The organism is Stenotrophomonas sp. ZAC14D2_NAIMI4_7 (genome assembly GCF_003086675.1).
In the GTDB taxonomy this organism is placed as follows: Bacteria; Pseudomonadota; Gammaproteobacteria; order Xanthomonadales; family Xanthomonadaceae; genus Stenotrophomonas.
In genome coordinates this window covers 127,989-148,947 of record NZ_CP025995.1, presented here as the reverse complement: position 1 = coordinate 148,947, position 20,959 = coordinate 127,989, and the positions used below count along the sequence as shown (strand labels likewise).

The 20,959-nt window shown below is 69.7% G+C and carries 16 protein-coding genes and 1 pseudogene; 13 read left to right on the top strand and 4 right to left on the bottom strand.

All coding sequences use genetic code 11. The features are described from left to right. The first annotated feature begins 5 nt into the window (after window positions 1-5). The 8 genes from C1922_RS00605 to C1922_RS00570 are packed head-to-tail and all read left to right on the top strand — an operon-like array spanning window position 6 to window position 10,665. Window positions 6-1,640 carry a TldD/PmbA family protein gene (locus C1922_RS00605; protein ID WP_108748009.1) on the top strand — a complete coding sequence of 545 codons (1,635 nt, stop codon included), beginning with the start codon at window positions 6-8 and terminating at the stop codon, window positions 1,638-1,640. A 21-nt stretch (window positions 1,641-1,661) separates the two neighbouring features. Further along, window positions 1,662-2,996, top strand: coding sequence for a TldD/PmbA family protein (locus C1922_RS00600; protein WP_108748008.1), 1,335 nt, complete (start codon window positions 1,662-1,664; stop codon window positions 2,994-2,996). Continuing rightward, window positions 2,996-3,703 (top strand): DUF4159 domain-containing protein, encoded by a 708-nt coding sequence (locus C1922_RS00595; RefSeq protein ID WP_108748007.1) that lies wholly within the window; start codon window positions 2,996-2,998, stop codon window positions 3,701-3,703. Before C1922_RS00600 ends, C1922_RS00595 begins: the two co-directional genes overlap by 1 nt. A 13-nt stretch (window positions 3,704-3,716) precedes the next feature. Then, window positions 3,717-4,700, top strand: a complete 984-nt coding sequence (locus tag C1922_RS00590; RefSeq protein ID WP_108748006.1) for a MoxR family ATPase — start codon at window positions 3,717-3,719, stop codon at window positions 4,698-4,700. A gap of 7 nt (window positions 4,701-4,707) precedes the next feature. After that, window positions 4,708-5,604, top strand: a complete 897-nt coding sequence (locus tag C1922_RS00585) for a DUF58 domain-containing protein (protein WP_108748005.1) — start codon at window positions 4,708-4,710, stop codon at window positions 5,602-5,604. Then, window positions 5,601-6,722 (top strand): BatA domain-containing protein, encoded by a 1,122-nt coding sequence (locus C1922_RS00580; RefSeq protein WP_108748004.1) that lies wholly within the window; start codon window positions 5,601-5,603, stop codon window positions 6,720-6,722. Before C1922_RS00585 ends, C1922_RS00580 begins: the two co-directional genes overlap by 4 nt. Then, on the top strand, window positions 6,719-8,860 hold the full coding sequence (locus C1922_RS00575) for a hypothetical protein (protein WP_108748003.1): 2,142 nt from the start codon (window positions 6,719-6,721) through the stop codon (window positions 8,858-8,860). The genes C1922_RS00580 and C1922_RS00575 overlap by 4 nt, the downstream gene beginning before the upstream one ends. Beyond that, window positions 8,857-10,665 (top strand): hypothetical protein, encoded by a 1,809-nt coding sequence (locus C1922_RS00570; protein ID WP_108748002.1) that lies wholly within the window; start codon window positions 8,857-8,859, stop codon window positions 10,663-10,665. The genes C1922_RS00575 and C1922_RS00570 overlap by 4 nt, the downstream gene beginning before the upstream one ends. A 50-nt stretch (window positions 10,666-10,715) precedes the next feature. Here the strand turns inward: C1922_RS00570 and C1922_RS00565 are convergent, their stop codons facing one another. Together C1922_RS00565 and C1922_RS00560 are read right to left on the bottom strand one after the other, a co-directional pair. After that, a complete protein-coding gene (locus C1922_RS00565; protein WP_108748001.1) occupies window positions 10,716-11,390 on the bottom strand; it encodes a hypothetical protein in 675 nt (224 codons plus the stop codon). Window positions 11,391-11,427: 37 nt separating this feature from the next. Then, window positions 11,428-11,916: a hypothetical protein gene (locus C1922_RS00560; protein ID WP_108748000.1), complete on the bottom strand. Its 489-nt coding sequence runs from the start codon at window positions 11,914-11,916 to the stop codon at window positions 11,428-11,430. 252 nt (window positions 11,917-12,168) lie between these two features. On the opposite strand from C1922_RS00560, the gene C1922_RS00555 reads away from it, so the two are divergent. The 4 genes and pseudogenes from C1922_RS00555 to C1922_RS00540 all read left to right on the top strand — a co-directional run bounded on the left by C1922_RS00555 (window position 12,169) and on the right by C1922_RS00540 (window position 17,250). Further along, window positions 12,169-13,239 carry a hypothetical protein gene (locus C1922_RS00555; protein WP_159091809.1) on the top strand — a complete coding sequence of 357 codons (1,071 nt, stop codon included), beginning with the start codon at window positions 12,169-12,171 and terminating at the stop codon, window positions 13,237-13,239. Between the two features lie 93 nt (window positions 13,240-13,332). Next, the gene (locus C1922_RS00550; RefSeq protein WP_108747998.1) at window positions 13,333-15,822 is read left to right on the top strand and encodes a DEAD/DEAH box helicase; all 2,490 of its coding nucleotides are present in this window, start codon (window positions 13,333-13,335) and stop codon (window positions 15,820-15,822) included. A gap of 125 nt (window positions 15,823-15,947) precedes the next feature. Next, window positions 15,948-16,841 (top strand): annotated as a pseudogene (locus C1922_RS00545) (ribonuclease H-like domain-containing protein); the annotation flags it as partial. Window positions 16,842-16,926: 85 nt separating this feature from the next. Then, a complete protein-coding gene (locus C1922_RS00540; RefSeq protein ID WP_108747996.1) occupies window positions 16,927-17,250 on the top strand; it encodes an I78 family peptidase inhibitor in 324 nt (107 codons plus the stop codon). 72 nt (window positions 17,251-17,322) lie between these two features. On the opposite strand, the gene C1922_RS00535 is transcribed toward C1922_RS00540, so the two are convergent. Further along, window positions 17,323-19,230, bottom strand: a complete 1,908-nt coding sequence (locus C1922_RS00535) for a M56 family metallopeptidase (RefSeq protein WP_108747995.1) — start codon at window positions 19,228-19,230, stop codon at window positions 17,323-17,325. Between the two features lie 3 nt (window positions 19,231-19,233). Further along, window positions 19,234-19,620 carry a BlaI/MecI/CopY family transcriptional regulator gene (locus tag C1922_RS00530; RefSeq protein ID WP_108747994.1) on the bottom strand — a complete coding sequence of 129 codons (387 nt, stop codon included), beginning with the start codon at window positions 19,618-19,620 and terminating at the stop codon, window positions 19,234-19,236. Between the two features lie 193 nt (window positions 19,621-19,813). Here C1922_RS00530 and C1922_RS00525 point away from each other — a divergent pair, with 193 nt between their 5' ends. Further along, a complete protein-coding gene (locus C1922_RS00525) occupies window positions 19,814-20,881 on the top strand; it encodes a serine hydrolase domain-containing protein (RefSeq protein ID WP_108751437.1) in 1,068 nt (355 codons plus the stop codon). Window positions 20,882-20,959 lie beyond the last annotated feature (78 nt).

The window sequence follows — 20,959 nt, the reverse complement described above, 5'->3', positions numbered from 1 at the left end:
CAGCCTTGCAAAGACGTGACTTCCTGGCCCTGACCGGGCTTACCGCGGGCGGCCTGATCGTGCCGTCGTTCTTCGGCAAGGCGATCGCCGCCGAGCAGCTGCAATCCAGCCTCGACCTGGGGCTGAAGAAGCGCCTGGCCGATGCCGCGCTGCAGGCCGCCCGCAGCGCCGGCGCCACCTACTGCGATGTACGCATCGGCCGCTACCTGCGGCAGTTCGTCATCACCCGCGAGGACAAGGTGCAGAACGTGGTGAACACGGAGTCGACCGGCGTCGGCATCCGCGTGATCGTCAACGGCGCCTGGGGCTTTGCCGCCACCAATGCGCTTGGCACCGCCGACGTGGCCCGCGCCGCGCAGCAGGCCGCCGCCATCGCCAAGGCGAACGCCGGCGTACAGACCGCGCCGGTGCAGCTGGCCAAGGCACCGGGCGTGGGTGAAGTGAGCTGGCGCACGCCGATCCGCAAGAACGCCATGGATGTGCCGATCAAGGAGAAGGTCGACCTGCTGCTGGACGTCAACGCGGCCGCGATGGGCGCCGGTGCCAGCTTCGTCAACTCGATGCTGTTCCTGGTGAACGAGCAGAAGTACTTCGCGTCCACCGATGGTTCCTACATCGACCAGGACGTGCACCGCATCTGGGCACCGATGACGGTCACCGCCATCGACAAGGCCAGCGGCAAGTTCCGCACCCGCGAAGGCCTGTCCGCACCGATGGGCCTGGGCTACGAGTACCTGGACGGCGCCGCCGCCGGCAAGGTGCTCACCCCCAATGGCGTGGTGAACTACGGCTCCTCCTACGACATGAAGGAAGACGCCATCGCTGCGGCCAAGCAGGCGCAGGAGAAGCTGAAGGCACCGTCGGTGAAGCCCGGCAAGTACGACCTGATCCTCGATCCGTCGCATACCTGGCTGACCATCCACGAGTCGATTGGCCACCCGCTCGAACTCGACCGCGTACTCGGCTACGAAGCCAACTACGCCGGTACCAGCTTCGCCACCCTGGACAAGCGCGAGCAGCATTTCCAGTACGGCAGCGAACACGTCAACATCTTCGCCGACAAGACCCAGCCAGGCAGCCTCGGCGCGGTCGCGTACGACGATGAAGGCGTGAAGTGCAAGCGCTGGGACCTGATCAGCAACGGCAAGCTGGTCGACTACCAGACCATCCGCGACCAGGCCCATATCCTCGGCAAGACCGAGTCCGATGGCTGCTGCTACGCCGATTCCTGGTCCAGCGTACAGTTCCAGCGCATGGCCAACGTGTCGATGGCGCCGGGCAAGACCCCGCTCAGCGTCCCGGACATGATCAAGGACGTCGAGAACGGTATCTACATCATCGGCGACGGCTCGTTCTCCATCGACCAGCAGCGCTACAACGCGCAGTTCGGCGGCCAGCTGTTCTACGAGATCAAGAACGGCACGATCACCCGCATGCTGGAAGACGTGGCCTACCAGATCCGCACGCCGGAGTTCTGGAACGCCTGCACCGCCGTGGCCGACGAGCGCGACTACCGCCTGGGCGGGTCGTTCTTCGACGGCAAGGGCCAGCCGGGCCAGGTCTCGGCGGTCTCGCACGGTTCGTCCACCGCGCGCTTCAACGGCATCAACGTCATCAACACCGCACGCAGCCTCGGCTGACCGGTCAGGAGCCCTTACACCATGAGTATCTTCACCGAAGCCCAGGCCAAGGCCATCCTCGACAAGGTCATCGCCCTGTCCAAGGCCGATGAGTGCACCGCCGTACTGGCCGGTTCCATCAACGGCAACATCCGTTTCGCCCTGAACAACGTGTCCACCAGTGGCATCGTGGACAACACCGAGCTGGCCGTCACCGTGGCCTTCGGCAAGCGCGTGGGCACCGCCTCGATCAACGAGTTCGACGATGCCGCGCTGGAACGCGTCGTGCGCCGCGCCGAGGACCTGGCCCGCCTGGCCCCGGAAAACCCGGAGTTCATGCCGGCCATCGGCAAGCAGACCTACCGCGCCAGCCCCACCTTCAGCGAATCCACCGCGGCCATCGATCCGGCCTTCCGCGCCAAGGTCGCCGCCGATTCGATCGCCCCGTGCCGTGGCAACGGTCTGATCGCCGCTGGCTTCCTGGAAGATGGCCAGGGCTTCTATGCCACTGCCAACAGCAATGGCAACTTCGGCTACCAGCGCACCACCAGCTTCGACTACACCTGCACCGTGCGCACCGAAGACGGCCGCGGTTCGGGCTGGGTCGGCCGCAACCTGAAGGACGCCGCCGACTTCAAGGCCGAGCAGGACATCCGCATCGCCATGCGCAAGGCCACCGAATCGGCCGAGGCCAAGGCGCTGGAACCGGGCAAGTACACGGTCATCCTGGAGCCGGCAGCGGCGGCGGGCCTGATCAGCTTCATGATGAATTTCTTCAGCGCGCGCTCGGCCGACGAAGGCCGCAGCTTCCTGTCGAAGAGGGGCGGCGGCAACAAGCTGGGCGAGCAGGTGTACGACCCGCGCGTGAGCATGTACGCCGACCCCTGGCACCCGGAAGCGCCGGTGCTGCCGTGGGATGGCGAAGGCATGCCGCGCGAGCGCATGGCCATCATCGAGAACGGCAAGGTCGCCAACCTGGACTACTCGCGCTTCTGGGCACAGAAGCAGGGCAAGACCGCCAAGGCCACGCCGGGCAACCTGTTGATGAGCGGTGGCGACAAGAGCACCGCCGAGCTGGTGCGCGGCACCCAGAAGGGCATCCTGGTCACCCGCACCTGGTACATCCGCATGGTCGATCCGCAGACCGTGCTGCTGACCGGCCTGACCCGCGATGGCACCTTCTACATCGAGAACGGCCAGATCAAGCATCCGGTGAAGAACTTCCGCTTCAACGAATCGCCGGTGATCATGCTCAACAACATCGAAGAGCTGGGCAAGCCGGTGCGCGTGGCCGGTGATGAGTCCAGCTACGTGATGATGATCCCGCCGATGAAGCTGCGCGATTTCACCTTCACCTCGCTGTCCGACGCGGTCTGATGGATAGGCGGGCCTGCCTGCGCTGGTTGGCCGCTGCCGCTTCGGCGGCGGCGCTGCCGGCCTTCGCGCAGGCAGGCCCGCGCAGTTCGCGCTACGACTTCTGGTTCACCCGCCTGCAATACGACTCCGGCGATTGGGACGTGGACGCGCGCATGCCGTCCAACCTGATCACCTCGCTGATCGACTACACCTCGTTGCGCGTGGACCCGCAGGAACACGTGGTGGCCCTGGCCGACCCGCGCATGCTGGAAGCGCCGTTCTGCTACCTGGCCGGGCACACGCTGGTGGAGTTCAACGCCGCCGAGCGGCAGAACTTCGTGCGCTACGTGCGCAACGGCGGCTTCGTCTTCGTCGACGACTGCAACCATGACATCGACGGCCTGTTCGCCACGTCGTTCGAAGCGCAGATGGCGCGCCTGTTCGGGCCGAAGGCACTGCAGAAGCTGCCCAACAGCCACGCGCTGTACCGCAGTTTCTTCCGCTTCCCCGAAGGTCCGCCCGCCACCAGCTTCGAACTGAACGGCTGGGGCGACGACCTGGTGCACGACTACCTGAAGGGCATCGAGGTCGATGGCCGCCTGGGCCTGCTCTACAGCAACAAGGATTACGGCTGCGAGTGGGACTACGACTGGCGCAACAAGCGCTTCCTGGCCGAAGACAACACCCGCTTCGGCGTCAACATCGTGATGTACGCACTGAACAACTGATTGGAACACCGCCATGACCCAGCCCGACCTCGATTCCCTGCTGCCGCGCCTGCATGCGCTGCGCGATGCCCTGGCCCATGCCGTGGTGGGCCAGAACGCGGTGGTCGAGCAGCTGCTGATCGGCCTGCTGGCCGGCGGCCACTGCCTGCTGGAAGGTGCACCCGGCCTGGGCAAGACCCTGCTGGTGCGCTCGCTGGGGCAGGCACTGGAACTGCAGTTCCGGCGCGTGCAGTTCACCCCCGACCTGATGCCCAGCGACATCCTCGGCACCGAACTGCTGGAGGAAGACCACGGCACCGGCCATCGTCATTTCCGCTTCCAGCAGGGCCCGATCTTCACGAACCTGCTGCTGGCCGACGAACTCAACCGCACCCCGCCCAAGACCCAGGCTGCCCTGCTGGAGGCGATGCAGGAACGCACGGTCAGCTACGCGGGAACGACCTATGCACTGCCCGCGCCTTTCTTTGTGCTGGCCACGCAGAACCCGATCGAGCAGGCTGGCACCTACCCGCTGCCCGAAGCACAGCTGGACCGCTTCCTGCTGCACGTGCTGGTCGATTACCCCAGCGAAGACGAGGAACGGCAGATCCTGGAACAGACCACCGGCGGCGCCAGCGCAGCGGTGCCGAAGGTGATGGATGCCGAGGCGGTGATCGCCCTGCAGGCGGCCGTGCGCCAGGTACACGTGAGCCCCGACGTGCTGGCCTGGATCACCCGCCTGGTACGCGCCAGCCGCCCCGGCGACGGTGCGCCGGCGGCCATCAACCAGTGGGTGAAGTGGGGCGCCGGCCCGCGTGCCGGGCAGTCACTGGTGCTGGCAGCCAAGGCCCGCGCACTGCTGCAGGGCCGTTTCGCCGCCACCCGCGAGGACGTGCAGGCGCTGGCCGCACCGGTCATGCGCCATCGCCTGCTGTTGTCCTTCGCCGCCGAAGCCGAGCAGAAGCGCGCCGACGACGTGGTTGCAGCGCTGCTGCAGGCCGTGCCGTTCCCCGGTTGATTCCTGCGTGAGCACCGCCATCCCGCTGACCCTGCCGCCAGACGTGCGTGCGCGCCTGCGCACGTTGCGGCTGTCGCCGCGCCTGGCCAGCGGCGCCAGCGGCATCGGCCAGCACGCCAGCCGCAGCCGCGGTGCCGGCCTGGAGTTTGCCCAGTACCGTGCCTACGAGCCGGGCGACGCGCTGCGCCAGATCGACTGGAAGCTGTACGCCCGCTCCGATCGCTTCTTCGTGCGCGAATCCGAACGCGAAAGCCCGATCGCCGTCTGGCTGCTGCTGGACGCCACCGCCTCGGCCGGCCAGGCCGACCGTGCCGCGCCACAGCGCACGCGCCTGGACCACATGCGCGGCGTTGCCGCGTGTGTGCTGGAACTGGCCCTGCAGCAGGGCGACCGTTTCGGCCTGCTGGCAATCAACGGTGATGGCCTGCAACTGGTGCCGGCCGCCAGCGGTGCACGCCAGCGCGATCGCATCCATCTGCAGCTGCATGCGCTGCAAACCCGTGGCGCGTGGCCGGTGGCCGAGCGCCTGCGGCCGCTGTGGGAGCGCGTGCGCCCGGGAGACCTGCTGCTGGCCATCGGCGACGGCTTCGACGAAGCCGGTATCGCCTTGCTGGAACAACTGGCCGGCGCACGCCGCGAGGTGATGCTGCTGCAGATCCTGACCGCCGATGAGCGCGACTTCCCGTTCGATGCCGGCCATCGCTTCCGCGATCCGGAAACCGGCGACGAACTGCTGGGCGATGGCGCCGCGATCCGCAGCGATTACCTGCAGCGCTTCGCTGCCGCGCGCACCGCCCTGCAGTCGCGCTTGCAGGCCAGCGGCATCGCCAGCGCCACCGGCTGGCTCGACCAGCCGCTGGACCAGCCACTGCAGGCCCTGTTCGGCCGCGGGGGCGGCGCATGAACCTGCTGTTCCCGCTGGGCCTGGCCGCGCTTGCCGCGTGGCTGCTGCCACTGCTGATCCACCTGGCCCGGCGCCATCCGTACACGCCGCTGGATTTTGCCGCCCTGCGCTGGCTGCGCGCACAGATCCGCCCGCGCCAGCGCATCCGTTTCGATGACTGGCCGTTGCTGCTGGTGCGCCTGCTGTTGCTGGCAGCGCTGGCCCTGCTGCTGGCGCGCCCGGCGTTGACCGGCCCCGCGCCGGGGCCTGCCGCCTGGACCGTGGTCGCCCCGGGATTGGATGCGGGCGCCTTGCGCGGTGGCGCCGACGCTGCGAACTGGCATTGGCTGGCGCCCGGCTTCCCGGCCATCGAACAAGCGCCAGTACCCGGCAGCGCCGCTCTGCCCAGCCTGCTGCGCGAACTGGACGCGCAGCTTCCTGCAGGCACCCCGTTGATCGTGCACGTGCCCGATCCGTTGCCAGGCCTGGATGGCGCACGCGTGCAGCTGTCACGCGACGTGCAATGGCACACGCACCCGCTCGCAGCCAGCACGGATCAGGCTGAAGCAGCGCCACCGCGGCTGCGCGTGCACGCCGATGCGTCCAGCGCGGCGCAGCACTGGTTGAACGCACTGCAGCGCGCATGGGGCGTGCGGCCAGCACCGGATGCGTTGCCTGTCGATGCCCTGCCCGCGCGCGGCGAAACCGCTGTGAGGACCCGGGACGAGGCGCTGCCCGGCCGCTGGCAGGCGTGGCTGAGCGACGGTGGCCAGGTGCTGACCGCCGCCAAGCCCGCCGCGAACGCCAGTGTGCTGCTGCGCGACGCCAGCGGCGCCCCCCTGCTCTGGCAGCAGCGCGTCGGCCGCGGCCGCCTGCTGTCGCTGCCCGCTGACTGGGATGCCTCCAAGACCCAGGCACTGCGCGATCCGCACCTGCCGCGCTCCCTGCTGCTGGCGCTGCAGCCACCGGCGCCACCGCGGCTGGGAAATGCCCAGGACCAGGCGCCACAGCGCGCGGCACTGCCGGCCGCCACAGCGCCAGTGCGCGAGCCCACCACGTGGCTGTTGCTGGCCATCGTGCTGCTGTTCGCGCTGGAACGCTGCATGGCCAGCAGCGCGCGGCGCAGGGCGGCGGCATGAAGACACTTCAACTCGCATGGCGTCGCGCCCGACGCCGACGCGCGCTCATCACCCTGCTGCTGGGACTGCCCTGGGCGTTGGCCGCCGCCACATTGGCACTGCGCCTGGGCGGGTTCGACATCGCCTGCGTGGTCGCCACGGTCGGTCTGCTCGCCTGCGCGGCGCTGGCCACCGCGCACGCCCGCCGGCTGGACCGGCAGTGGCTGCAGCGGCAACTCGACACCAGCGGCCGCAGCGAAGACAGCGCCGACCTGCTGTTTGCCGATGCCGCCACGCTCAATCCGCTGCAGCAGCGCCAGCGCACGCACGTGCTGGCCACCCTGGAACGGGCAATGCCGGAGCTGCGTCCGCGCTGGCCGCGCGGCGCGCTGCTGCTGTGCTGGCTGGGCGGCCTGGCCATCGCGCTGCTGGCACTGGGCTGGCCGCGTGCGGGCGCACCGTCGCAGCCTGCGCACGCGCCGACAGCGGGCGATAAGACGCCCCCAGGACCGCTGCACCTGCAGTCCACCCGCCTGCGCGTGGACGCGCCGGCCTACACGGGGCGGCCGACCCTCAACCAGAATGCGCTGGATGCCAAAGTCGCCGCAGACAGCCGGCTGTCCTGGTCACTGCGCTTTGATCGCGCCCCGGCCAAGGCCTGGCTGCAGTTCCACGATGGCCGGCAATTGCCGCTGCACGAGCAGGATGGCCACTGGCTGGCACAGGACGTTGCGCGCGCGCCTGTGCTGTACCGCGTGGTGAGCGAACCGGCGCTGGCCGAAACCCGCCTGCATCGGCTGGACGTGGTGGCCGACCAGTCGCCCAGCGTGCGCGTGCTGGAACCGGCATCCAGCTTGGTTCTGGGCACGCCCGGGCAACGCCAGTGGACGCTGCGCTTCGAAGCCAGCGATGACTATGGCGTCGCTGCGGGGGCAATGTTGTCAATCACCACCACCCAGGGCAGTGGCGAGAACATCACCTTCGCAACACGCCACGTGGCGCTGACCGGCAGCGGCGAAGCCAGCGCACGGCGCTTCGCCCACACGCTCGATCTGGCCGCACTGGGCGCGCAGCCCGGCGGCGATGTGATCGCGCAGCTGGAGGTCCGCGACAACCATGCACCCCGGCCGCAGACCGCGCGCAGCAGCAGCGTGATCCTGCGCCTGCCGAGTGCGGAGGTGGCGCTCACCGCCGAACTGGAAGGCCGCATCAAGAAGACCCTGCCGGCCTACTTCCGCAGCCAGCGGCAGATCATCATCGATGCCGAAGCATTGATCCGCCAGCGGCGTGCCCTCGCTGCTGATACGTTCGTGAAGCGCAGCGATGCCATCGGCGTGGACCAGCGCATCCTGCGCCTGCGTTACGGCCAGTTCCTGGGCGAGGAGAGCGAGGGCGCAGCGAAGCCGCCGCCGACCAGCGATCTGCCCACCAGCGATGCGCCCACCGCCGACGCGCACGATCACGACGACCACGGCGACGATCATGACCATGATCACGGCGGCACCGCCAGTAGCGCCGATACGCCGCCGGTATTCGGCAGTGCCACCGACGTGCTTTCCGAGTACGGCCACACCCACGACCACGCCGAAGCGGCAACCCTGCTGGACCCACAGACGCGGACCACGTTGAAGGCCGCGCTGGACCAGATGTGGTCGGCCGAAGGCGAGCTGCGCCAGGGCCGTCCGGAGCAGGCACTGCCCTTCGCCTACAAGGCGCTGGCTTTCATCAAACAGGTGCAGCAGGCCGAGCGCATCTACCTGGCCCGGGTGGGGCCGGAGCTGCCGCCCATCGACGAGAGCCGCCGGCTGGGCGGTGACCGCGCCGGGCTGGCCAGCCGTGAACTGCCATTGGCGCCACGCACACCGCCGGACCCGGCCATCGTCGAGGCCTGGCAGCGGCTGGGTGATGGTGATGGCACCCCCGACCTGGATGCACTGGCCAGCTGGCAGCAACGCAATGCCGCTTTCCTGCCCGATGCACTGGACCTGGCCGCCGCCATCGAGCAACTGCGTATCGAGCCAGGCTGCAAGGACTGTCGCCAGCGCCTGCGGGCACAACTGTGGCGCGCCCTGCAGCGCCCGCTGCCGCAGGTGATGCGGCGCACGGCCACCGATGCGATGGGCCAACAGTATCTGGATGCACTGGAGGCGCAGCCATGACGGCCACCGCGTTGAACCTGTGGCTGGCCGTTGCCCTGGCCGTCATCGTGGTCGTGGCCAGCCTGCTGCAGCTGCGCACGCCCACCGCGCATCGCGGCCGGCGCGTGGCGCGGCTGGGTCTTCAGGCGATTGCCGCCGTGCTGCTTTACTTCTGCCTGTTGCCGCCCAGCGCGCAGCAGCCCGCGGGCGGTCTGGTCGTGCTCAGCGCAGATGCCGCCGCCGCGGGCGCCGTGCCGGCCAGTGACGGTCCAGTGCTGCTGTTGCCGGAGGCCGCCGACGTAGTGGGTGGCCAGCGGGTGCCCGACCTGGCCACCGCGCTGCGCAGGCACCCTGCCGCCACGCTCACCCTGGTCGGTGCCGGGCTGGCAGCCCGTGATCGCGATGCCGTCCTGCCGGCGAGCGTGACGTGGCAGGCATCCCCTGCGCCGCGTGGCTGGATCGCGCTGCAGCCCCCGGCCGATGCGGCGCCCGGCGCCCGTTTCGAGGTGCACGCCCAGGCGCGCGGCGTCACCGGCGGGCGCGCCGAACTGCTGGACCCGGCCGACACCGTGGTTGATCGAGCGACGTTGGGCGCCGATGGCCGCGTGCGCCTCAGCGGCGTCGCCCGTGCGCCCGGCCGCAGCGTGTTCCATCTGCGCCTGCTGGATGCGCAGGCCCATGACCTGGACAGCGTGCCGGTGCCGCAGCAGACCGTTGCGGCGCCGCCGCTGCGCCTGCGGGTGCGCGCCAGTGCGCCGGGGCCGGAGTTGAAGTACCTGCGCCGCTGGGCCACCGATGCCGGCCTGCAGATGCAGGTCCAGGCCGATACCGGCGCCGGTCTCAGCGTAGGTGACGGTGCGGTGCCGCTGGACGCCGCCAGCCTGGCGCGCAGCGATCTGTTGCTGCTGGACGAACGCAGCCTGGCGGCATTGAGCGCCGGGCAGGTGTCCGTGCTGCGCCAGGCCCTGCGCGAGGGGCTGGGCGTGCTGGTCCGCAGCGGCGGCGTGCCGTCGGCCAGCGCACGGCAACGCCTGCGCGATTTCGGCTTGCCGGTGCAGGGTGATGGCAGCAGCCATGCCGTTGCACTGCCCGGCGACGGTGACAGTGCGATGCTGGCCGCGCGGCGGGGTCCGCTGGCCGCGGGCACCCTGCCCAGCGCGGATGGCGAAGTCGCCGACCGCAGCTCGCACACCGCTGCCCTGCCCGCGCTGGAAGCACTGTCCCTGCAGTCGCCCGGCAGCAATGCACTGCTGCACGACGAGGCTGGTGCAGCCATCGGTGGCTGGCGCAGCGTTGGCAAGGGACGCATCGGACTGCTGCCGCTCACCGACACGTGGCGCTGGGTGCTCGCCGGTCGCGATGATCGCCATGGCGAACTGTGGAGCACGGTGCTGGCCAGCGTGGCCCGCGCGCAGCGTAACGGCGATGTGCTGTGGTCACCGCAGCCGCAGGCCTGGCTGGGCGAACGCGTTGCCCTGTGTGGCGTGCAGGCACCGCTGCAGGCCTTCGATGCGAACGATGCTGGCGTACCGCTGGTCGTTGACGCCGGCACAGCGTCGCAGCGCTGCGCTGGCTGGTGGCCGCGTGAAGCAGGCTGGCAGCGGCTGCAGCATGGCGACGCGGCGGTATGGCGCTATGTGTTCGACGCGAAGGACGCCGCCGTCCTGCACCGCCAGGCGATGATCGATGCAACGACGCAGGCGCTGGCAACCACCGTGCCGGTCAGCGCGCCGGCGATGCAGCCGGTGGCCGGCCCGCGCTGGCCATGGTGGCTGGCGTTCGTGCTGTGCGCTTCGCTGCTGTGGTGGCTGGAGCGACGCAGATGAAGCCCAGGGTCGGCTCCCTTTCGCATGCGAAAGGGCTCTGACCCCATCCCTCAGCGTTTGCCCGCGCGCCGGTACACACCATCGAAGCGCACGTTCATGCCGCCACATTCGCTGTTGTCCGACACCACCAGCACATCGCCCAGCAGCTGCGCGTGCACGCTGCAGGTATCCTCGACGAAATCGACCTGGCTTCCGCGCGGCGTAGCCGACGCGTTCACCGCACCGATGTGCGGCCCACCCGGCCGCTCTTCCAGCGACGGATTGGCCGACGGCCAGTAGGCATCGCCTTCCACCTGCAACTGGCTGCCCCGCACGCGGATCTGCAGGCCGTTGTCGCCGTCCTTCCAGTCGCCCGCCCATCCCTGCAGGGTCGGCGTCACCCGTGGCACAGGTTGCAGCTTGCTGCGATCCACCCACCCCGCGCTGCCGCCCACCTTGTTGGGGAAGAATGCGCAGCGGTACGGGCCCAGGTCGCGGCCAGTCACCACCGTATCGCCGCTGACCACGTAGCTGCGCTGGCGGCACGCGGCTTCACCCTTTTCCGGGCAGCCGTCCAGGTCGCGCAGCAGGTACAGACGCGGCGTACCCACCACCTTGGCCACGGCAAAGTCGGACTGTTGCGAAGGGAAGGCACCATTGCGGCATGAACCGTCGTCTGCCAGTTCGCTGGCCAGCGCCAACGACGGGCCGCACAGGGCAATCAGGAAAAGGGAACGCAGCAGCATCCAGGCAGCCTCGGAAAGAAAGACCGCAGGATAGCGCCTAGTCCTGCGGCGGTGCGCCGCAGCCGTCCTGCTGCTGGCAGAACTGCAATGCGCGCCGCTGCTGGTCGGCACTCAGTTCCGGCGGTGGCCGTGCAATGGCCGACTGGATCTGGTCCGGGCCGCCGGTCAGCTTGTTCAACCCGCGGCCTGCGGCGAGCACACCCTTGACCACGCCCATCATGATGTAACCGCCGCCCAGGCTGACCTGCTCAGGCGTGGGTGGCTCACTCCAGTCCCGGCTGAAGCGGTTGTCACCGAACTTCACCGGGTTCTTGAAGCGGTACAGGTCAAGCGGCTGGTCATCTTCCGGCTTCAAGGCACGGACTTCGCCCAGCGTGGTCACACTGTCCTGCGCTGGCGCCTGTGCTGGCGTTGCCTGCACGGTGGTCTCGGCCGGCGGCGCAGGCAGCTGCTGCGCATGCGCGGTGACGGCCAGCATCATGCCGGCCAGAAGTGCTCCCTGCAGTGTCCGTCGTGCCACAACCATTGCCCTGTCGGATGTGTCCAGTCTGCGAGCATACGCATGGCGGCTTCAGATTGTGTTGGCAGACCGTGCAGACGTTCAGGATGTGTCGCGCTGCCCGGAACGCTGCCAGCGCGGTGCGATTTGCAACAAATGTCATTGTCAGCGCCGCCTCGGATCAGCAGCCTGCAGGGTCTTTCCGATGGAGCCCGGCATGCAGCCCCGCGCTTTTCCCCCTGCCGACCGTGTGCTGCACAGATGACATCGCGGGTCGCTGTGCTGGTTGCACTTGCCGTGGCAACGGCGATGCTGGTGGCGGCCATTGCCGAATGGATGGCGCGCACCCGCAGCGCGCTACAGGCGCTGCGCCAGGCACCGGTGCTGCGCACCCTGGATACGGGTGAACAGGCGGCGCTGGCGCCCCTGCGTGCGCTGACCGGCATCATCCATGACGATCAGATCCGGCCGCTGCAGGGCGCTCTTGCCAGCGCCAGCCATCGCCCCTGGCAACCGTTCAACGACGGCCGGCTGGGTGGCGTACCGGTGCTGTTTCCTGCAGCCGCGCATCGTCATCTGGCCGCATGGAATGACGCGGAAGTGGTGCTCGCTGCACATTGGGCGATCATCGTCCGCCTCAACGGCGTTGCACTGGCCGCCCTGCCCCGGGTGGGCGCAAGCCGATTGCTCGGTGAACGGCTGGAATCCGCCGCGGAAGTGGCGCTGCGCCGCGGCGGCCGCCTGCGCACAGCCGGCCTGGGCACTGCCGCGATGGCACTGTGGGCCTGTGCATACACGCCGGTGTCCGCAGCGCTACCGCTGATCGTGCTGGCGATGCTGGCGGCGGGCGTGTCTTGTCCGCGCCGCCGTGGTCCGCGCACGGCGCAGCCGGTGCTGCGGGTCGCGGGGCGACTGCAGAACCTGCAGCGCACGCCGGCGCAGGCGCCGGTCTGGCTGCTGGGCCGCGACCGCCGCGTCCAGCTTCCTGCGGAATGGCAGGATGCAGCGGCCTTTTCCACACCCCGGGTGATGCAGTTGGACCTACGCCAGTGCGACGGGCAGGTGCTGGCGGCCGGGCCCCGCTGGCGGCTGGCCGACGACCGCCAGCGTTTTCCAGCCAGCGGCAGCGGCTGGCACCTGGCCTGGCTGGCACTGCTGCTGGCGATCATGGGCACTGCCGCAGCGGGGTCGCTGCCCGGCAACCCGCTGGCCGCACTGCTGTGGTGGCCTGCAGCAGTCGGCATGGCCCTGTGGCAGGCGGTGCAGGGTCTGCGCAGCGCGCACAGCGCCCTGCAGCGCGACAGCGCGCGCCGGCAGGCATTCGCCGCGCGGCCGCCGCCCCGGCACTGAATGGTTTACTGCATCCTGGCCCGCGGTCTCACACCCTGAGACCCATCTGTGGTGCCATGTGACCCCTCGCAAACCGTCCCGGCTCCCTCTTCCATGGCCTACGAACTCGCCAAGCGCACGGCCGACGCCGAGCAGAAGCTCGCCACCCGCGACGGCCTGCCGGCGCGCGATGGCGCCCTGCTCAGTGCGCGCCTGCAGCGCCGCTACCACGACCGCATCACCGGCAGCTTCGCCATTCCCGGCCGCGAGGGCCGCTACGCGCCCATTCCCGATTCGGTGCCGCCGGCCCTGGCCGCCGCCCTGAAGTCGCGCGGCATCGAACAGCTCTACAGCCACCAGGCGGAAGCGTGGGAGGCCAGCCAGAGCGGCGAACACGTAGCCATCGTCACCCCCACCGCCAGCGGCAAGTCGCTGTGCTACACCCTGCCGGTGGTCAGCGCGGCCATGCAGGACAAGGCCAAGGCGCTGTACCTGTTCCCGACCAAGGCGCTGGCCCAGGACCAGGTGGCCGAGCTGCTCGAACTCAACCGCGCCGGCGACCTCGGCGTGAAGGCCTTCACCTTCGATGGCGACACCCCCGGCGATGCGCGCCAGGCGATCCGCCTGCACGGCGACATCGTGGTGTCCAACCCGGACATGCTGCACCAGGCCATCCTGCCGCATCACACCAAGTGGGCGCAGTTCTTCGAGAACCTGCGCTACATCGTCATCGACGAAGTGCATACCTACCGCGGCGTGTTCGGCAGCCACGTCACCAACGTGCTGCGCCGGCTCAAGCGCATCTGCGCGTTCTATGGCGTGCAACCGCAGTTCATCCTGTGCTCGGCCACCATCGGCAACCCGCAGGCGCATGCCGAAGCCCTCATCGAAGCCCCGGTCACCGCCATCACCGAATCCGGCGCGCCCAGCGGGCCCAAGCAGGTGCTGCTGTGGAACCCGCCGGTGATCAACCCGGACCTGGGCCTGCGTGCCTCGGCACGTTCGCAGAGCAACCGCATCGCCCGCATCGCGATCAAATCCGGGCTGAAGACCCTGGTGTTCGCGCAGACGCGCCTGATGGTGGAAGTGCTGACCAAGTACCTGAAGGACATCTTCGACCACGACCCGCGCAAGCCGCCCCGCATCCGCGCCTACCGCGGTGGCTACCTGCCCACCGAACGCCGCGAGACCGAGCGTGCGATGCGCGCGGGCAACATCGACGGCATCGTCAGCACCTCGGCGCTGGAGCTGGGCGTGGATATCGGCAGCCTCGACGTGGTCATCCTCAACGGCTACCCCGGCAGCGTGGCCGCCACCTGGCAGCGCTTCGGCCGCGCCGGTCGCCGCCAGCAGCCGGCGCTTGGCGTGATGGTGGCCAGTTCGCAGCCGCTGGACCAGTACGTGGTGCGCCATCCGGATTTCTTCGCCGAGGCCTCGCCCGAACACGCGCGCATCGCGCCGGACCAGCCGCTGATCCTGTTCGACCACATCCGCTGCGCGGCCTTCGAGCTGCCGTTCCGGGTCGGCGATGGCTTCGGCCCGATCGATCCGGTAGTGTTCCTGGAAGCGCTGGCCGAAACCGAGGTGATCCACCGCGAAGGCGAGCGTTGGGAATGGATCGCCGACAGTTATCCGGCCAACGCGGTCAGCCTGCGCGCGGTGGCCGATGGCAACTTCGTGGTGGTCGACCGCAGCGATGGCCGCCAGCAGATCATTGCCGAGGTCGACTATTCCGCGGCCGCGCTTACGTTGTACGAAGGCGCCATCCACATGGTGCAGTCGACCCCGTACCAGGTGGAAACGCTGGACTGGGAAGGCCGCAAGGCCTACGTCACGCGCACCCACGTGGATTACTACACCGACAGCATCGACTTCACCAAGCTCAAGGTGCTGGACCGCTTCGATGGCGGCGTGGCCGGCCGTGGCGATTCGCACCATGGCGAAGTGCACGTGGTGCGCCGCGTGGCCGGCTACAAGAAGATCCGCTACTACACGCACGAGAACATCGGCTACGGGCCGGTGAACCTGCCCGACCAGGAACTGCACACCACGGCGGTGTGGTGGCAGCTGCCGCAGGCGCTGCTGCTGCGCGCCTTCGCCAGCAAGCAGGATGCGCTGGATGGTTTCCTCGGTGCCGCCTACGCACTGCACATCGTTGCCACCGTGGCGGTGATGGCCGATGCGCGCGACCTGCAGAAGTCGGTCGGCAACGGCGATGGTTCGTGGTTCGCGATCGCCGACCAGACCGGCCGTGGCCAGCTGCGCGGCGGCGAGGGAGATCCGGGCATCGTCGAGCTGCTGCAGGAATTCGTGCCGACGGTGTACCTGTACGACAACTTCCCCGGTGGCGTCGGCCTCAGCGAGCCGCTGTGGCAGCGCCAGGCCGAACTGGTGCAGCGCGCGCGCGAACTGGTGCAGCGCTGCGACTGCAAGGCCGGCTGCCCGGCCTGCGTGGGCCCGGTGCTGGCCGCGCAGGAAGAGGATGACACCTCGCCACGCGCGTTGGCGCTGCGCGTGCTCGACCTGTTCGATGCCGACGCCTGCCAGCACGTGGCGGATGTGGTGGTGACCACGCGCGACCCGATGGAGCTGCTGGCGCCGTGAGCCTGAGCCTGGACAAGCTGCGCCTGCTGCGGAAACAGGCCGGCGACCCGAAGGCGAGCACGCCGGCCCCGCCCGAGCCGCCGCCGGCAGCCCCGGCCCCGATGGCCGCCAACGATGCGCGGCAGCCTGCGGCCGAGCGCTCGGTGTTTGCCTGGGTCGAACAGGAGATCCGCCACAAGCCGACCGGCGCGGCGGCACCTGCCACGGCGCCGGCACCGCTGCGGCGGCCGGAGGTAGGCGGCCTGCATCGCCTGCTTGGCCTGCGCACGCGCGGCGGTCCCGCACCGGCGCGGGCCAGCGCGCAGGACCGGCAGCTGCCCGGCGAAGAGATCGCACCGGGCCTGTTCCTGATCGAATCACTGCAGCCGCAGGCGATTCCCGGGCAGCCACTGTCGCTGGATTTCGCCCGCCGCGATGGCGAGCACGTGGCCGCGCGCGACCTGCTGTTCTTCGATACCGAAACCACCGGCCTGGCCGGTGGCACCGGTACCCGCGCCTTCATGATCGGCGCGGCGGATTGGCATGCCTGCCCGCAGCGCGGCGAAGGCCTGCGCATCCGCCAGCTGCTGATGTCCACCATGGCTGCCGAGGACGCGATGCTGGCCACCTTTGCCAGCTGGCTGCAGCCGTCCACCGTGTTCTGCAGCTACAACGGCCGCAGCTACGATGCGCCGCTGCTGAAGGCCCGCTACCGCCTGGCCCGGCAGCGCGATCCGATCAGCGCGCTGGACCATGTGGACCTGCTCTATCCCACGCGCCGGCGTTATCGCGGCAGCTGGGAGAACTGCAAGCTGTCCACCATCGAACGCCAGCTGCTGCGCGTGGTGCGCGAGGATGACCTGCCGGGTTCGGAAGCGCCTGCGGCATGGCTGCGTTACCTGCGCGGCGGCGATGCCGTGAACCTGCGCCGCGTGGCCGACCACAACCACCAGGACGTGGTGACTCTGGCCCTGCTGCTGCAGCGGCTGATCCGCGAGGAACAGCGCGAGCGCGAAACGCTGGCGCTGGTGCAGCCGTAGCCGGGCGCGGATTCATGCAGTGTTGACACCGCTGACACGCGCAACGGCGACACTGCCGGTTATTCCATCCTGCGGAGTCGTGCCCATGCGTTCTTCTTCCCTGTTGCTGCTGGCCAGCATCCTGCCGCTTGCCGCCTGCAGCCACGCCGGTGCCAACAGCACCGCTGACAGCGGCAGCCTGCCGGCCAAGGTGTCCGATGGCCCGCAGGAGTGCCGCCCCGAAGCGCTGGAGGCATTCACCGGCAAGACCGCCGATGAGGCCACCATCAAGAAGCTGGTGGCCGACAGCGGCGCGCGCAACGCGCGGGTGGTGAAGCCGGGCATGGCGGTCACCATGGACTTCCGCCAGGACCGGGTCACCGTGCAGGTGGACGCGCAGAACAGGATCGAGGGCGCCAGCTGCGGTTGATGTAATCGCGCCAGCGCTACCGGACGCGATCGATCCGGTAGCGCCGGGCCATTCCCGGCGAGCGAAGCAGTCCTACAGCTGCTGGGCCTTGCCACTGGCCATGGCGCGGGCGATCACCTGCTTCACCTGCGCCGAGGCCTGCGCCTGCAGCTGGGCCTGGCGTTCCCCCAGTTCGGCCTGCTGGCTGCCCAGTGCGGACTGGCGCAGGCCCAGCTGGGCCTGCTGATCGGCCAGCTCGCTGATATCGCGGCTGTGTGTGTCCTGCAGGGCCTGCATTGCACGACGCACTTCGGCGTCGGCCGCGCGGGCAATCGCGGCATCGTCGGTTACACCGCGTGTCGCCCGTGCCGCCTCGGCCGCCGCCTCACGGTTGATGTCGGTGGCGCGCACGGCCTTGCTGGCCGCCTGCGTCGCCACGCGGGCGATTTCCCGTGCATGCACCGCCTGCTTGCGGCCCAGTTCTCCCTGTTGGCGCCCCAGCGCGCCCTGCTCGCGGCCCAGCTCACCCTGCTGCCGGCCCACTTCCGCCGACTGCGCGTAGACGCGCTGCAGCGGCTGGATCAGCGCCGGGTCACGCACGGCGTAGCGCTTGTTGCCTTCGCGGAACCACAGCACCGGGCCCTCGCGGCCGACATCGCGGCGGGCCTGCTTGATGTCGTCGATGGTGGCGCTGGCGTAGCTGCGGCCGTGGTCGATCAACACGTGGCCACGCTCCAGGTCGTTGCTCAGATGCAGCTGGCCTACGGTGGTGAAGCTGTCGTCATCGTCCTCATCGACCGGTGGCGCCGGCGGGGCGGGCGGCGCGGCCGGAGCGGCCGGAGCGGCAGGCGGTGCCGGCACGGCGGGCAGCGCGCGCGGCGGGGCGGCAGGCGCCTTCGGTGCAGCGGGCGCCACCACCGCAGCCGGCGGCGACGGCGGGGCGGGCGGTGCCGGCGGCACCGGGGCGGCCACCAGCTGCATCGGCGCCACGCTCAGCGCCAATACCAGGGTGGTCAGCGCGGCTGCCAGCACGCGCGGGCAGGACCGGCGCGGCTGCAGCGAAAGCAGGCGGCGCTTCAGGCTGGTGGTGCTGGGTGCAGCGCTGGCCACGCCCAGATGCGGTGCCGGTGCCACGCCCAGCTGCAGCAGCAGGCGGCCATAGGCGTGGCGGCTGGCTCCGTGCTGGCCGACCACCGCCGCATCCACCGCTTCCTCGCGGGCCTGGGCGTATTCGCGCACGGCCATGCGCAGCAGCGGATGGAAGAAGAACAGGTGCTGGGCCAAGGCCGGCAGCAGCCCCCATTGCAGGTCGCGGCGCTGCAGGTGCTGCAGTTCGTGGGTCAGCGCCAGGTCCAGCGCGTCGCCCTGCAGCGCATTGGCACCGGCGGGCAGCAGCAGCACCGGGCGCAGCGGCCCGACCAGCTGCGGTGCGTCCACCTGCGCGCTCATCCACAGGCGCGGTGCACGGCGCAGGCCATGGGCATCGGCCGCCAATTGCAGCGCCTGCACCAGGGCAGCGTCCTCGCAGGGATGCGCGGCCGCCAGCAGCGCGCGGCACTGCCGCCATTCGCCGAAGGTGCGCCACGCCATCAGCAGCACGCCGGACAACCACAGCGCGGCCAGCGCCAGTGCCCACACGGCCAGCGGCGATGCGCCCGTACCGATGGACGCGGCGATGTCGTGGGTCTGGTCGATCGGTGCGCTGGCCAGCAGCTGCGCCGACGCTTCGGGCGCAAGCGGATAGATCGCATCGGCGGCCAGGTCGGTGGTGGTCATCGCCACCTCGGCGGGGGCCGGCAACCAGGCCAGCTGCAGCGGTTGGCTCCAGGCCAGGCCGAACACGGCCTGCAGCGACACCAGCCACCACAGGCGGCAGCGCGTGGCCGCCGACAGCGACGGCAGCCGCTTGCACACCAGATACACCAGCCCCACCAGCAGGGCGGTCTGCAGGCTGGTCCAACCCAGCCGTTCCAGCAACGCGATCAGCATCGTGGTGTCCATGGCTCAGCCCTCGTGGCGACGCGATTGAAGTTCGGCGACCAGCGCTTCCAGCTCGGCCAGTTCGTTGTCACTGACCTGCTGGCGCTGCGACAGATAGGCCACGAACGGCGACACCGAGCCCTGCAGGGTGTTGTCGACGAACTGGGCCACCGCGCCCTGCAGCACGCTTTCCGGGCCACGGGTGGCCTGGTAACGGTAGACACCGTCGTGTTGCTGGCGCTGAAGATACCCCTTCGCCCGCAGGCGCTCCATCATGGTCAGCACGGTGGAACGGGCCAGCCCTCGGGCCTCGCCGTAGCCACTGGCGACCTCGCCGACGCTGGCCGGCGCATGTTCATCGATGTACTGCAGCAGGGCCAGTTCCTGGTCCCCGATGGTCTTGCCACGCATGGCACCACTCCATTGACTACACGTGTAGTTACTGTCGGCGTGACGACACCTGTAGTCAACCCCCCGGAAGTCATGGACCGACGAACGGTCGGGTTGGGTGATGGACTTAAACCTTCTCCCCGCCCCACGCATCCGATCCCCCGACAACCCGCCGGGAATCCCCATGTTCCGCCCAACGCTGCCCGTCCTGCTCCTGCTCCTCGCCGCCCTGCCAGTGGCAGCCGCTTCGCCCGGCCCTGATGCCGCCAACGAGCAGGCACGCCGCCTGATCCGCCAGGCCATGCAGGACGAGCGCATCCCCGGCCTGCAGGTGGCCGTGGTCAAGGACGGCCAGGTGGTGCTGTCCGAAGCCTTCGGCCTGGCCAACGTCGAAAACGGCATCGCCACCACGCGCAGCACGCGCTTCCCGCTGAACTCGGCCACCAAGGCCTTCACCGGCGTGGCGGCCGCGCAGCTGGCGCAACAGGGCAGGCTGGATCTGGATGGGCCGCTGGCGCGCTATCTCGATGCGCTTCCGCCGGCCTGGCAGAACGTGCGCGTGCGCCAGCTGCTCACGCACACCTCGGGCCTGCCGGACATCCTCGATGAGCGCGGGCTGCTGGGCGGTGGTACCGAGGCGCAGGCGTGGCAGGCCGTGACCGCGCGGCCGATGGATGCCGCACCCGGCCAGCGCTTCGCCTACAACCAGACCAACTACCTGCTGCTGTCGCGGATCATCGCGCGGCAATCGGGCATGCCCTACGAACGCTTCCTCGCCAGCAGCCAGTTCGGCACGGTCGGCATGGACCGCACCACCTTCGGCGACAGCTACGACCTGGTGCCCGATGCGGCGACGATCTACAGCCTGGCGCCGCGTGCGACCGAAGCGGCCGACACGCCGCCACGCCTGTCGCACTGGTTCTACGACATACCGCCCAGCCTGTGGGCCGGCGGCGGCATCCTGACCACCGCCGATGACACCGCACATTGGCTGGCCGCCCTGGCCGACGGCCGCCTGCTGGGCGATCCCGCACGCACGCGCATGTGGACCGCCGAGCCGCTCGCCGATGGCCGAGCCGGCCCCTGGGCCGCCGGGTGGCCGGTGCTGCAGGCCGCGCCGGACCGTCAGGTGGCCGGCATCGGCGGTGCGCGATCGGCCTTCATCGTCTACCCCGACCGCGGCGTGGCGGTGGTGGTGCTGACCAACCTGGTCGGTGCCAACCCGCAGCGGTTCATTCCGCGCATCGCCGATCTTTATGCGCCTGCTGCAACAGGGCCCTGAGCACCTGCAGGCACGCGCGTCTGGTCGGCCGTCTCAGCCACATGCAACACCAGTGTATGCGGCAGCTCCAGCGCAGGG